General features: G+C 41.2%; 12 protein-coding genes. 4 read left to right on the plus strand and 8 right to left on the minus strand.

What is annotated here, in order from left to right:
• Positions 1 to 204 precede the first annotated feature (204 nt).
• Entirely contained in the window at positions 205 to 462 is a 258-nt protein-coding gene (locus tag BW724_RS21405; RefSeq protein WP_088077097.1) for a hypothetical protein, read from the plus strand.
• Positions 463 to 608: 146 nt separating this feature from the next.
• Here the strand turns inward: BW724_RS21405 and BW724_RS21410 are convergent, their stop codons facing one another.
• Complete coding sequence (locus tag BW724_RS21410) at positions 609 to 1,481, minus strand: nitrilase-related carbon-nitrogen hydrolase (RefSeq protein ID WP_088077098.1); 873 nt, start codon at positions 1,479 to 1,481, stop codon at positions 609 to 611.
• 1,146 nt (positions 1,482 to 2,627) lie between these two features.
• On the opposite strand from BW724_RS21410, the gene BW724_RS21415 reads away from it, so the two are divergent.
• Entirely contained in the window at positions 2,628 to 4,619 is a 1,992-nt protein-coding gene (locus BW724_RS21415) for a heavy metal translocating P-type ATPase (RefSeq protein ID WP_088077099.1), read from the plus strand.
• A gap of 269 nt (positions 4,620 to 4,888) precedes the next feature.
• Here BW724_RS21415 and BW724_RS21420 read toward each other — a convergent pair whose 3' ends face one another.
• The 3 genes from BW724_RS21420 to BW724_RS21430 form a co-directional block, all read right to left on the minus strand.
• On the minus strand, positions 4,889 to 5,683 hold the full coding sequence (locus tag BW724_RS21420; protein WP_088077100.1) for an alpha/beta fold hydrolase: 795 nt from the start codon (positions 5,681 to 5,683) through the stop codon (positions 4,889 to 4,891).
• A gap of 90 nt (positions 5,684 to 5,773) precedes the next feature.
• The gene (locus tag BW724_RS21425; protein ID WP_140355052.1) at positions 5,774 to 6,244 is read right to left on the minus strand and encodes a hypothetical protein; all 471 of its coding nucleotides are present in this window, start codon (positions 6,242 to 6,244) and stop codon (positions 5,774 to 5,776) included.
• Positions 6,245 to 6,260: 16 nt separating this feature from the next.
• Positions 6,261 to 7,058, minus strand: coding sequence for a hypothetical protein (locus BW724_RS21430; RefSeq protein ID WP_088077102.1), 798 nt, complete (start codon positions 7,056 to 7,058; stop codon positions 6,261 to 6,263).
• Between the two features lie 351 nt (positions 7,059 to 7,409).
• Between BW724_RS21430 and BW724_RS23380 the strand changes: the two genes are divergently transcribed.
• Positions 7,410 to 8,033 (plus strand): hypothetical protein, encoded by a 624-nt coding sequence (locus BW724_RS23380; protein ID WP_140355054.1) that lies wholly within the window; start codon positions 7,410 to 7,412, stop codon positions 8,031 to 8,033.
• 17 nt (positions 8,034 to 8,050) lie between these two features.
• Here the strand turns inward: BW724_RS23380 and argS are convergent, their stop codons facing one another.
• The 4 genes from argS to speE form a co-directional block, all read right to left on the minus strand.
• The gene (gene argS / locus BW724_RS21435) at positions 8,051 to 9,733 is read right to left on the minus strand and encodes an arginine--tRNA ligase (RefSeq protein WP_088077103.1); all 1,683 of its coding nucleotides are present in this window, start codon (positions 9,731 to 9,733) and stop codon (positions 8,051 to 8,053) included.
• Positions 9,730 to 10,185: a YwiB family protein gene (locus BW724_RS21440; protein ID WP_088077104.1), complete on the minus strand. Its 456-nt coding sequence runs from the start codon at positions 10,183 to 10,185 to the stop codon at positions 9,730 to 9,732. The genes argS and BW724_RS21440 overlap by 4 nt, the downstream gene beginning before the upstream one ends.
• A gap of 374 nt (positions 10,186 to 10,559) precedes the next feature.
• A complete protein-coding gene (gene speB, locus BW724_RS21445; RefSeq protein ID WP_088077105.1) occupies positions 10,560 to 11,435 on the minus strand; it encodes an agmatinase in 876 nt (291 codons plus the stop codon).
• 12 nt (positions 11,436 to 11,447) lie between these two features.
• A complete protein-coding gene (gene speE, locus BW724_RS21450) occupies positions 11,448 to 12,275 on the minus strand; it encodes a spermidine synthase (protein WP_088077106.1) in 828 nt (275 codons plus the stop codon).
• Between the two features lie 247 nt (positions 12,276 to 12,522).
• Here speE and BW724_RS21455 point away from each other — a divergent pair, with 247 nt between their 5' ends.
• The gene (locus BW724_RS21455; RefSeq protein ID WP_088077107.1) at positions 12,523 to 14,649 is read left to right on the plus strand and encodes a transglycosylase domain-containing protein; all 2,127 of its coding nucleotides are present in this window, start codon (positions 12,523 to 12,525) and stop codon (positions 14,647 to 14,649) included.
• Positions 14,650 to 14,676 lie beyond the last annotated feature (27 nt).

A 14,676-nucleotide genomic window follows, 5' to 3' on the forward strand; every position in this document is an offset into this window, starting at 1 on the left:
AACAGAAACGCCCATATTTGTTTATCAATTCTAATTTTTTCATGTGACTTAGGTGTTATGGAAATAAAGTAGTCGTTTAAATATATATTCTCTAATACAACTTGTATTCCTCAGAAAATTCATTTTTTTCAAACGGTTTTGTGGTTGGTTCGATTTAATAGATATATAATATTCGTAAGTACTAACTAGCGAAGGGGGGATTTTGTGACAGCCATCGTTGATTTCATCGAATATTTGTTTTCTACTAAAAAAGCTTTGGTGTATACTACTTTCAAAATGGATGATTATTATCGGGTTACGGATAAACTAAAGGCGGGCTCAATAAAATACCGAGTTGTGTCAAGGTCAAATGCCTCACAGGCTGGTGTTGGGTACGGTGCGGTGAATCACATTTATAAAATATACGTGAAGAAGTCCGAAAAGGCGAAAGCGCAATATTGCATTCAAAAGAAAGCAAACTAAGTACGAAATCAGCGCGTGCATATGTAAAGGCTGCCCGGGCTCAAATAACACATTAAAAAGGTGAACGGACAAGAACGTTTTGTTCTTACCAGTTCACCTTTTAACTTCCACTATTGTCATTACTGTCATTATTGTCTTGCAACATTTTAGGCTCCTTTCATTTTGTCTTCTGAATGGCCGATATTAACAGGAGCAAAATCTGCTGGATAGTCTTTCATATAAGGAATATCCTCTCGTGTTTTTATGAGCTGCTGCTTATCAATAGTTCCATAGATGACTTCTTCTGAGCCTCTCGATGCTTCCTGCATGATCCTCCCTTTTGAATCTAGGAATTTACTTTTTCCACAAGTCCCTTCTCCCACGGCGTTTACCCCTAACACATACAAAGAGTTATCTAACGCCCGCGCCGGCAGTTGAATATCCCATCTTTGCTCTGCCTCCAAGCTCCAGACTGACGGGACAACGATGAGATCTGCACCACTTAAAGCAAGAACTCTCGATGTCTCGGGAAATTCCACATCATAGCAGATGAGGACCCCAATCTTTCCAACCGCTGTGTCAAAAATTGGGTAGGATCTCTGTCCAGGAGTGAACGTTCCCTTTTCCGCCCCCCACAGCATGGACTTGCGATAAACGCCACAAAGTGAACCATCCTTATCAATCACCGTTGCAGAAATAAAGATATTTTCAAAACTTTGCTCAAGGTCGTTTTCGTTTGATTGAGCAAGAGCAAATTCTCCCACAGCTTCTACCTTTTCTGGAAAAGGAACGATAAGAACGACTTGAAGCTCTCTTGCTAGATTTTGAAACAATGTGATGGTTTCTCCATTTTGCTTTTCCGCAAGTTTGCTGAACAAATCTGTCCCAATCCCATAGCCTGTAACCCATAATTCTGGCAGGGCGATTAGTTCCGCACCATGTGACGCAGCTTCCCTTATTAGTTCTACTGCCCTTTCACGATTTTTTTCCACTTCCCCTTTTATGGAGCGCATTTGCACCCCTGCAACTTGAATTGTCATTATTCATACCTCCTTTTTAGGTTGCTCTACATCTAAAGGTATCTTGGGTTGGTTGGTGGTTGATGGTTGGTAGTTGGTTCAAATCACTCGCTATCCGACTAAATATGAACCTTAATTCCATTTATACGGGATGGACAATATATTCGCAACAGAAGTTTATATTTTTGGGGAGATGAGGAGGTGGGGACTGCTGCGGACATTTCATTGCTTTTCTCATCTAGTTTTGTCCGCTGAGCTAGTGCCTGCGGACATTTCATTGCTTTTCTCGTTGCGTTTTGTCCGCTGAGACTTTGGCTGCGGACATTTCATTGCTTTTCTCTTGTAGTTTTGTCCGCAAATCTAGTGCCTGCGGACATTTAACTGCTTTTCTCGTTGCGTTTTGTCCGCAGATCTAGTGCCTGTGGACATTTTGACGCTCTTCTCGTTTAGTTTTGTCCGCTGAGCCTTGGACTGCGGACATTTCGTTGCTTTTCTCTTTTAGTTTTGTCCGCTGAGACTTTGGCTGCGGACATTTCATTGCTTTTCTCGTTGCGTTTTGTCCGCAGATCTAGTGCCTGCGGACATTTAACTGCTTTTCTTGTTGCGTATTGTCCGCTGAGCCTTGGACTGCGGACATTTCAATGCTTTTATCGTCTAGTTTTGTCCACAGATCCTATTGCTGCGGACATTTTCATATTAATTCCATCAAGTTTTGTCCGCAGACGCCCCCTGAACTACACAAACTAAAAGAGTACCACCCCTTTTTTGACCAACAAAATAAAATTAATTAATGAGGATTGACTTCCCGCCAAATTGGGTATAGATTTATAACTAACAAATAAATAACATATGAAAATAACGTTCATCAATTTTTCATAAAATAGTTAAAGCACTATAGCTTAACTGCATATAATTTAGCAAAGCCAGGCCAAGAATTTTAAATTAAATAGTTTGAAACAAACAGATTGATCAGTCTATATGTAAGTTGCTGTCACCATTGGGTGGCAGCATTTTCTGCTTTTTAGGGGTAATGATTATGATTCTAATTCTCAATAAGAATGAGCAATTGCCTCTGATTAGCTAAAAAATGATTTTCTAATGTTTCACTTAAGAAAATCACCATCGAAAAAGCAGCATCATTCAAGTTTTTCAAAAGGAGATGATCACATGGGCTTACCTAAACCTCGTACACAAGAAGCACAACAGCCTTCATCAAACAAACAAGCAAAAGCAAAAACAAATCAGTCAACATTTATTAAATGCTGTCACGTAGCAGCGACAGGCGCATCAAAACATAGAGAACTACTCTTCGCGCTCCTTGGGGGAATATTCCTCCTTGCCGGATATATTGCAGAACAAACAGCTTTGGCAGGGAGTAGCGCCATTACACTTTACTTACTTTCGTATGCAATTGGAGGATACTACAAGACGAAGGAAGGTGTCCTCGACCTTGTGAAAGATCGCTCCTTGAATGTAGAAATATTAATGATCCTCGCTGCTATTGGCGCCGCTTATATCGGCTACTGGAACGAGGGCGCCATTCTTATTTTCATATTTTCATTGAGTGGAGCGATGGAGACTTATACCTTCCAAAAAAGTGAGAAGGACCTGTCTGCATTGATTGAAATGGCTCCAGCAGAAGCTAACCTTATTGACGAGAAAACTGGAAACGCGAGAACCGTCCCTGTGGACACGATTGAAGTGGGGGACAGGGTGCTGATTCGTCCTGGAGAGAGAGTTCCAGTTGATGGAGTAGTAATCAATGGGGAGACGACCGTTGATGAAGCTGCCCTTACTGGAGAGGCAGTACCTGTGACGAAGACATACGATAGCCAAGTTTTTAACGGAACCATTAACGGAAAAGGTTCCATGACAGTAGAAGTGACGAAAAAGAATGCCGACTCCCTTTTTCAAAAAATGATTCAGCTCGTCCAACAGGCAAAATCCGAGCGCCCACCGACACAACTGTGGATTGAAAAAATTGAAGGCCCGTACGTCATTACGGTGTTGATGATGGTAGCCTTGATGATCGTTATTCCATACACCTTTCTTAACTGGGGATTTGAAGAAACCTTCTATCGGGCCATGGTCCTGCTGGTTGTGGCGTCCCCGTGTGCCGTGGTGGCGTCCGTTATGCCCGCCCTCCTATCTGCCATTTCGACAGGGGCACGAAACGGCGTGCTAATGAAAGGTGGCATGTATTTGGAACAGCTATCGAAAGCGAACGCCATCGCCTTTGATAAAACAGGAACGATCACGAAAGGTCAACCCGAAGTAACAGACTCGATCCTTACCGATAAGAGAGCATCAGACGAGATTTTTGCAGCCGTGGCAGCGGTAGAGCATCAATCAAACCACCCTTTGGCAAAAGCAATATTTAAGTTTTGCCAGAAGGAAACGGAGAAGCAGCTCCCTGAAGTACTAACAATCGAGGATGTCACTGGGTATGGGGTTCAAGCAGAAATTGCCTCCGACAAATGGCTACTTGGAAGCATCGCCTTCATGAAGCGTTCAAATATAGTGGGATACCCGTCAGACTGGAAAGCGTGGGAGCGGAACCGCCAAGAAGAAGGAAAAACCATTGTTTACGCAGCTGTAAATGATGAAGTGGTTGGCGCTTTTGCTATTAAAGATCAAATTAGGAAAGATGCTAAAGAAACGTTGAGGGAGCTGCAGAAAGCTGGTGTGAAAACCATTATGATAACCGGTGATCATGAAGCTACGGCCGCTTCCATTGCCAAAGAAGCAGGTGTAGATGATTGGATATCCGAAAGCTTACCGGAACAAAAAGTAGAAGAAGTTGTGCGACTGAAGAAGAAGTACGGCTCTGTCATTATGGTGGGCGATGGTGTCAATGATGCCCCTGCATTGGCCAAAGCAGATATTGGGATTGCCATGGGATCTGGAACAGACGTCGCTATTGACACGGCCGACCTTGTTTTAATGAAAAGCGAGTTAGACAAAATCCGTTTGTCTTTACGATTATCAAAGCGTATGAACCGTATCGTGAAGCAAAATTTAGTTTTCTCCATGTCCGTCATTGTCTTATTAATTATCGGTAACTTCTTTCAGCAAGTGAGCCTTCCCCTTGGCGTCATCGGACACGAAGGCAGTACTATTCTCGTTATACTAAATGGACTTAGGCTTCTAAAAACTTAATATGTGATGAGTGCGTGCCGTAATCCAACCGATTCAGATTCAGCTTCGTGGGTGAGTTGAATGGTCGTTCCATTCAAAAAAACCGGGTATGAGCTGCCCGGTTTAATTTAGTCAAATACTGCTGTAGAAAAACACATGCTATTCATTCCAACTGTGAAATGAAATCGCATGTGTTTTTCGGGTGGATATCGCATGTGTTTTTTTGCTAGAAAGCTCATGTGGTTATTCACAAAATAGCTTGTTTACAGTTCGCCAGTAAAAGCCATTAATTAAGCTAGACTTGGGTTTCTTTCTGTATCCTTAATAAAGTTCTTTATGATTTGGTTTATGGCGCTTCCCTTTTTGGTTGGCGTCTGGTGGGCAACATTTCCGACTAGAATCACTGTAACTGGACCTTGAACATATTTTTTAAAGAGATGACGATAATGATGAACATAATCGTCCCGCTCCCCATAAATAAGGGTGACTGGACAAGTTACCTTCGTTAATCGCTCAGTCGATTCATATTCAAGTCCCATACGGTAATATGCTTCTAAAATTTCTGGGTTCGATTGCTTAATGTAGGAGGAAAGCTGAAACATTTTAATTGGATTCCACTCATGGGCACCTGCAAGGACATTGGATAGGAGACCCATCAGTTTGTTCTCCATCGCCCAAATCCCAAGCTTGAATTCGTTTCTTAAAAGAAAACTATTTACTTCTGGAAAACTTCCAAGGAGAACAATCCCTTTAATCCGCTCTGGATAGGATATCGCCAACTCTTGTACGACAGATCCTCCATTTGAATAGCCACATGCATATGTTTTTTCAATACCACAGTTATCGAGCACTCTTATGACATCTTCTGCCACCGTCTCCATCGTTAATGGCCGCTTGTCCATACCACTCCGCCCATTACCCCTAAGGTCTACAGCAACTACAGTATAAAATTTCTTGAGTTCATCCTTTTGCCTTCTAAATGTTACATGCCCCATTCCTGGTGGATGCACGAAGACAATTGCAGGACCTTGGCCTTCCACTTCATAGAATATTCTTGCCTTTCCATCTTTCACTGTCCACGGCATGCAATCACCTTTTCCGACATAGTGTCTTACTTTACTTTATCTGTTCCCTTGTAAAGTAGTTTTTGCAGTTTGCAGTATTTCATGCCCAGCTTATTTAGTATAGTGTCCGATTGCGAGTGCACCATTGTCTAATAAAATCTTTTCAATCGTTTCCTTCTGTTCCAACTTGCAATTGATTGCCAGGAAAACCTCTGCCGTGTTCATGTTTAGTTTCTTTCTTTTCTTTATTCTGCGGTTCTTTATAAATTTTTCAACCAGAATTCCTGTTAAAAAGCCGATGGCCAAGCCAATTAAACCCCATATTACTGGTCCCATCGTTAACACAAACCCGTAAATCGTTCCGAGCAACATAAAGATAAGTCCTAAAAAGAAAGCATAATCTAGGCCACTTGATCCTGCAGATAAATTAACACTTTCCAACACGCGCTTTTCCTCTGACCTCCTATCAAGGGGGAGGGCTATTACCTGGTCTTGTTTAATTTCTTTCTCCTCTAGCTTTTTCAACGTTGCTTCTAAGTATGGTGAGTACTCAAAGGACGCAATAATATACACTACTATCACCTAAACTTCCCTTACTTTATGTAAATAAGTCTTCCAAGCTTCCTTCTTGATAAGTACTTCTAAGATGATGTATCATTTCCAATTCATACATTTTGTTATTTTCAATTGCTTTCGTATGTACGTCAAAAATTGTGAATGTATAAACAGATGGAAGATTTAATACCCACTGTGGATCTAATATTTCCTTCGTCTTGGAAAACTCACCAATTGCACTATAGTAAACTGCCTCCATGATATTAGTAAAATATAATAGCGCTCCCCACCAAATTGCAGTAAACACAAGTGTTATAAAACGGTGAATATAGATATACAACATCGGTGGCATAATGAAAGCCCATAGCAAAGTCATCGCTGTATTCTTTTTTCTTAAGGAATTGACTTCTAGAATCGACAAATGAAACGGATTAATATTGAACTTCTCTTTGCTTGTAATTGTGAGTTCGATATCCATATTTAACTCAATTGCCTTTCTGTAGCTATCCCATACGGCAAATATATAAATGGGAATGTAAACAAAGAAGTATTTTAACTCAATCGCTTCTTTAGCCTCCTGAAAATCCCCGAGCATCGAAAAATAAATTGCTGTATTTAATCCACTTAGGGTATTTATTAAAAATTCAAAAACAACAAGAATGACACCGAATAAGTGGTTTCCTAACAAGAAGTGTCCAAAACCAGGAAAGGCTAAGGACCACCAAGCTACCATTAGTGGTTTTTTATAACTTAATGAATTAGTAGCTAATGAATTAGATACAACTATACGTCGACGGGGTTGATTCTGACCGCCATCCTTTCTGTACTTGTTTTTTTCCATTGGCAAGACCTCTTTTAATTATCTTTGTTGGTATTTGTCTTAGTTGGTTTGTCGCTGGTTCGTGGCTGGTTGACTTGGTTCGTCGCTCATTCGTCTTTGTTTGACTTGTTTTGTGCGGGTTCCTCGCTAGATTGACGTTGTTTCTTCTTTAGTCTGTCTTTGATTCGATGTTGGTTTATCGTGGTTCTTCATTGGTTTGTCTTTGGTTTGTCTTTGATTCGACTCAATTTTGTCGTTGTTTCGTATAGTTTCCTAATATTTGTATTTTCTTCTAAAAGAATGGTAATCATTCAGTTAATTAGAAAATCCAACTTTAGACTCATATTATGTTGAGAGCTATATGCTTAAGGAATGCGGACTGAGTTTCATTCAATCTCTGTTTTCAGTCCGCATTTCCCAATATTGCGGACTGAGTTTCATTCAATCCCCGTTTTCAGTCCGCATTTCCCATTAATGCGGACTGAGTTACCTTCAATCTCAATTTTCAGTCCGCATTTCCCATTAATGCGGACTGAGTTACCTTCAATCTCAATTTTCAGTCCGCATTTCCCAATATTGCGGACTGAGTTACCTTCAATCTCAATTTTCAGTCCGCATTTTCTAATATTGCGGACTGAATTACCATCAATCTCAATTCTCAGTCCGCATTTCCCAATATTGCGGACTGAGTTTCATTCAATCCCCGTTTTCAGTCCGCATTTCCCATTAATGCGGACTGAGTTACCTTCAATCTCAATTTTCAGTCCGCATTTCCCATTAATGCGGACTGAGTTACCTTCAATCTCAATTTTCAGTCCGCATTTTCTAATATTGCGGACTGAGTTACCATCAATCTCAATTCTCAGTCCGCATTTTCCATTAATGCGGACTGAGTTTCACAAATCTTCATTACCCAGTCCGCAGTTCGACAAAAAGACCGGCTTTCAATCAACCAAAAAAGTCCGCAGAAATCACTATCTCTGCGGACATAACTAATATTTACTTATACGATATTACATTTTTTCAGGAGCTACTACACCGACTAAGTCAAGGGCATTTGCAATAGTCAGGCGTACTGCTTCCATTAGGGCAAGGCGAGCCTTCGTAAGCTCTGCATCATCTTCGTTAATTACTTTTTCAGCATTATAGAAGCTGTGAAGTGCTTGGGCAAGCTCGTATACGTAGTTCGTCATTCTGTGAGGAGCACGCTTCTTCGCCGCATCCGTCACCGCTTCAGGGTATTCACCTAATTTTTTCATCAAATCAAGCTCTTTCTCAGACTTCAAGAGATCTAAATTCAACTCGCTAGGGGAAGCCGCTGCCACGTCATAACCGGCATCTGCCGCCTGGCGCAGCATACTACAAATTCGGGCGTGCGCATATTGAACGTAATAAACAGGATTCTCCGTTGACTGTGATTTAGCTAAATCTAGGTCGAAATCTAGATGAGTGTCTGCAGCACGCATAGCAAAGAAATAACGGGTTGCATCTATACCCACTTCCTCCATCAACTCACGCATTGTAACAGCCTTTCCTGTACGCTTACTCATCTTCACCTTCTCGCCGTTTTCAAACAGGTTCACCATCTGAATAATTTGGACACTTAATTGGTCTTCCCTATAGCCAAGGGCTTGAACTGCCGCTTTCATACGAGGAATATAGCCGTGGTGGTCAGCTCCCCAAATATTAATGAGCTCCTCAAATCCTCGGGCAAACTTATCCTTATGGTAAGAAATATCAGGCGTCAAGTACGTATAAGATCCATCGCTTTTTACAAGAACACGGTCTTTATCATCACCGTAAGTCTTGGAGCGGAACCAAAGTGCCCCATCCTCTTCATACGTTTCACCTCGACGATCCAACTCCTCTAAAACATCCTTAACTTTCCCACTCGTATACAAGGAGGTTTCTGAAAACCAGTTGTCAAAGCGGACACGGAAGTCCCCTAAATCATTTTGCAGCTTATCGAGCTCGCGCTTTAAGCCGTATTCTTTTAAAAATGCTAGACGCTCTTCGCTTGATTGATCCTTAAAACGGTCTCCATATGTATCCACGATTTCTTTCGCGAAACCAATGATATCTTGACCGTGGTAACCATCCTCTGGCATCGGACGATCTTCACCTAGCTCTTGGAAGTAGCGAGCCTCAATAGAAGTGGCCAAATTATCAATTTGGTTACCAGCATCATTAATGTAGTACTCTCGTGCCACATCGTATCCTGCCTTTTGTAATATATTACAAAGAGAATCACCAACTGCCGCTCCACGGGCATGTCCTAAATGAAGTGTTCCTGTCGGGTTTGCGGAAACGAACTCCACTTGGATTTTCTTCCCTTGTCCAAAATCAGTAGAACCAAACTTCTCACCTTGTTCCAAGACTGTAGACACTACTTTTGCTAAATAATCCTTCTTCATGAAAAAGTTAATGAATCCAGGTCCCGCAATATCTACCTTCTCTACACTGGCACGTCCCATATCCAAATGCTTTACAATATCTTCAGCAATCATTCTTGGTGCTTTTTTCGCGATTCTTGCTAGCTGCATTGCCATATTTGTTGCATAATCACCGTGATCCTTATCCTTTGGTGATTCAATGACGACTGCAGGAACTTCCTCTTCCGTTGCTAGTCCAGCTGCAACGACAGCCGACACAATTTCCTGCTTCAATTGTTCCTTCACCTGTTCCACTTGGCTCATTGCATTTCATCCTCCTTTATTTTTACACGCATATCATAATCTCCCGCCTTTGATCCTTGCAGCTGAAGACTGTACCGTAAACGGATCATACCACTGCCAACACTATTTCCTGTGCGTTCGTTCCAATCAAACAAGACATCCTTTGTCTTTGTGCGCATAGCCATTGGACCGTACGGACTTTGATACATTCCCTCAGTAGTCGTGCCCGGTATAAATCGCTGATTCATGGAGATGGCTCCTTTACGTAACACGGTCATCTCATTACCTTGTATTTTAACAGTTTGAACTGTCTCTGCTTCGTCACCTTCTATAGGCTCGAGAAAACGAAGAAATACTGCCCTACCTTTTTCAAACATATGTCCTTTAGTAGAAAACGAATTAGTATCTTTTTGTGAACCGTCTTTAATAATTGTTGTCATTTCAATCATTACGGGTATTCCATTGGAATTCATAACATCCCCGCCTTTTCATTAGTAACCTATGTATTATATCGAATTTTGGCCTTTTTCTTCAAGCCTAACCTTTTTAGATAGAATTTCTACCTAGCCTATGAAAAAATCATTCTTTGTTTCTGAATAAGTCTACCTTGAAATAAGGTTTGTTGAAACAACCTCAGGTGGAAGTCTACCCTAAAAATATGCTCTTTGAAACAGACGAGGTCCTTCAAGTTTTTTATAGCAAAAAGAGGCTAGGTCATATCATGTTTCACTGAAAATACGAACGGCAATAAGTAAATTTCCGAATAGCAGTTATCACTATTCTATTTGGTTCGTATTCTCAATGATTAAAAACATTCATGTACCCGCCTCTGTATTTGAGCGCTCTATTATTTTTTTGTCCAGCCAAGAAGCATTTCTCGCACGAATTTACTTGCAGCGATAGCCGTTTGGTCCGCAGCATCATAAGGAGGAGAAACCTCTACTAAGTCACAGCCTACAACATTAATCTCAGAATTTGAAATAGCTACGATTGCTTCAAGAAGTTCTTTTGATGTGATTCCGCCTGCTTCTTGCGTTCCTGTTCCTGGGGCTGCTGCTGGGTCTAGTACATCAATATCGATGGTGACATAGACAGGTCGTCCCTTTAACTTTGGAAGCACTTCCTTTAAAGGAGCAGCTACCTCGTATTTTGCCATATACATTCCTGATTCGTTGGCATACTGGAATTCTTCTCTCATACCAGAACGGATACCAAAGGAGTAAACATTCTCTGGCCCGATTAACTCACATGCTTTTCTAATAGGCGTGGAGTGTGATAATGGCTCCCCTTCATATTGTTCTCGCAAATCGGCGTGAGCATCAATATGAATGATAGCTAAGTCATCATATTTTTTAAAAAAGGAGCGAATGATCGGCCAAGATACAAGATGTTCTCCCCCAAGTCCAAGAGGGAATTTTCCATCATCTAGGAGCTTGTCCACAAATTGTTCGATCATATCGATACTCTTTGCTGCATTACCGAACGGCAAAAGCATGTCCCCTGCATCATGGAAGTTTACTTCTTCTAGGTGTCGATCCATATATGGGCTGTACTCCTCTAATCCGATAGACACTTCACGAATTCTATTCGGACCGAATCTAGATCCTGGGCGGAAGCTTACAGTATAATCCATCGGCATGCCAAAAATGACGACATCACTTTTTTCATAGGAGCCATTTCCCATAATAAATACTTTTCCTGAATAAGCATCATCGAAAAACATTGGTGCGCCCCCTTATTCCGTCAAATCCTTCACAAACTTCGGTAGAACGAAAGATGCAAAGTGAATTTCTGGTGTGTAGTATTTCGTTTCCATATCTGTGAATCGTTCCTTCGGAGTTTCTAATGGATCATGTTTCTTAGATCCCATCGTAAATGTCCAAAGTCCACTTGGATATGTTGGAATATTCGCAGTATATAGGCGCGTTACCGGGAACGTTTCCTTCACATCACGATATGCATTTTTAATTAGATCTTGATGGAACCATGGGTTATCTGTTTGCGCAACAAACAATCCGTCTTCCTTTAGCGCTTTAGAAATGCCTTCGTAAAAACCTTTTGTAAATAAATTCACGGCAGGGCCTACTGGTTCCGTTGAGTCAACCATAATTACATCGTATGCATTCTCACTTTGAGCAATATGCATAAAGCCGTCCCCAACTTTCACTTCTACTCGTGGGTCTTCTAGCTTACCTGCGATAGATGGAAGATACTTTTTCGAATACTCGATAACTTTCCCATCAATATCTACTAACGTCGCTTTTTCTACTTCTGGGTGCTTTAAGATTTCACGAATAACGCCACCATCTCCGCCACCTACAACAAGAACATGCTTAGGATTAGGGTGAGTATGTAAAGGCACGTGAGCCACCATCTCATGATAAACGAACTCGTCCTTTTCCGTCGTCATCACCATTCCGTCTAGAAGCAGCATGTTACCGAACTCAGCAGTTTCGACCATGTCTAACTGTTGAAAATCCGTTTTCTCACTGTGATACGTCTTTTTCACACGCATTGTAATCCCAAAATCCTTCGTTTGCTTTTCTGTATACCAAAATTCCATTCCAATCACCTCTATTTTCTATCTTTCACTCTGAACTAGTTATAAAACATATTATCCATTCCAGTTTATTGTCAGCGGAAGCTATTCATTTTATCCAGTCTCAGTGTAACAAGAGAATTATAATTCATCGTTGGAAAAATAGGAAATGTTTTTTATACAAGTATATCCAAGTAGTGGTTGTGGAAAACTGTGGTAATAACTCTAAATTTATTCAATTCGAGCACGATTTACTTAAGGGGTGACATAAGTGGAGGTATTGACTAGAAGAGCTTATCGCAAAAAGAGGAAGCGCAAGCTAAAAAGGCTATTCCAAGCATTCATACTTTGTATTACCATAACCCTCGGCGCAATAGCCGCCGTTGTCACATATGCATATCAACTGGAACCTCCATCATTATCTGTTCCTGAAACTACTGTATTGTACTCCAAGAATGATGAAGTGATAGGTGAGTTCCACCATGGACAAAATCGCCACTGGATCCCAATTGAAAACATGGGCGATGCCATTGTCGATGCCACCCTTGCAATAGAAGACAGGCGCTTTCACGATCACTACGGACTAGATTTTTACCGAATTGGTGGTGCTGTAGTCGCGAATTTAAGGGCTAACTCCATGGCACAAGGTGGAAGTACTATTACACAACAATATGCAAGAAACCTTTATTTAGATCACTCCAAAACATGGACAAGAAAGTTAAACGAAGCACTTTATGCTTTAAGACTAGAGCTTCATTATTCGAAAGAAGACATATTAGAAGGGTACTTAAATACAATCTATTACGGTCATGGTGCCTATGGAATTGAAGCAGCTGCGAATGTTTACTTTCAAAAACATGCAGAAGATTTAACCCATGCTGAAGCAGCGTTATTGGCAGGCATTCCAAAAGGACCAAATATATATTCCCCATTTGTAAACGAAGAGCGGGCGATAGAGCGCCAGCAAGTTGTATTAAGCACGATGGTAGAGAGTGGGTTTATTACATCAGAGGAGCGACAAGAGTATGCAAACGAACCACTCGAGTTTTCACTAAATGAAGATTATAATGCTAGGAAAATAGCACCTGCCTTTCAAGATGTCGTTCGAAGTTTTTTAACAGATGAACTGAATATAAGCGAGGAAGTCATTGAATCAGGAGGGCTAGAAGTACACACCACCCTAGACCCAGACATGCAGAAAAAAGCAGAGGACGCCCTTTTCAGTCAAATTGGGGACGAAGAAGAGTTAGAGGCCGCATTTGTTGCAATGGACCCTCGAACTGGTGAGGTAAAAGCAATGATTGGGGGCACTAATTATACAGAAGGTGGATTCAACCGAGCAACGATGGCAAACAGGCAGCCAGGGTCTACGATTAAACCATTTTTATATTACGCTGCCTTAGAACATGGTATGAGACCTAACTCCATGTTAAAAAGCGAATACACTAGCTTTTTATATGAAGGTGCACAGGAGCCATATCAGCCTGAAAACTTTAATGACAAATATAAAGATGATTATATTACAATGCTACAGGCATTAGCTGTTTCAGATAATATTTTTGCTGTGAAAACTCATTTTCTACTTGGTTTTGACACCTTAGAAAAAACAGTGAGGCGGTTTGGAATTGAGAGTCCGATGAATTCTGCGTTTCCTGCTGTTTCCTTAGGCTCATCTGAGGTTGGTGTAATGGAGATCATTAACGCCTATAGTCCTTTCGCTAACGGTGGATACGTTGTAGAACCTCAGTTTGTTACAAAAGTAGTTGATAGAGATGGAGATATTTTATATGAAGCCGACAATGAGCCAATACAGGAGTTAGATCCTTCGTTAACGGCAATTATGACCAATATGATGGAAGGTGTATTTGAACCAAATTTACGTGTGCAAGGGATAGCAAATCCTACTGGAAGCAGTGTGTCTGGTTACTTTGACCGGCCAATTGCAGGAAAAAGTGGAACTACTGAAAATGATAGTTGGATGATAGGATATACGCCTCAGCTTCTATCTGGAGTCTGGGTTGGATATGACAACCCTAAACGCCTAGAAGGAATGAGTGGACATACGAAGGAAATCTGGGCTAAATTTATGCATGATGCCTTAGAAGGTGAAGTTAAACTCCCTTTTCCAACGACTGATAATGTGATAGAAGTAGATATTAATCCTGAAACGGGAATGCTGGCAACAGATGATTGTCCTGTAAGTCGCCCTACCCTCTTTTATGTGGGAACCCAACCTACGGAATATTGCACTGAGCATATAGAGGAAGAGGTGGAAGAGCAACCGAAAGACCCTAATAAAAAGTCAGAAGAAGAGAAAAAAGAAAAATGGTTAGATCGCTTTTTCGATTGGATTGGCGGAGATCCCGAGTTACCAGACAATGTCGTTGTAGTAGATTAGAAAAGCGGAAGTGCCTTGGTCATCGGC

The organism is Litchfieldia alkalitelluris (assembly GCF_002153425.1).
GTDB lineage: Bacteria > Bacillota > Bacilli > Bacillales > Salisediminibacteriaceae > Evansella > Evansella alkalicola.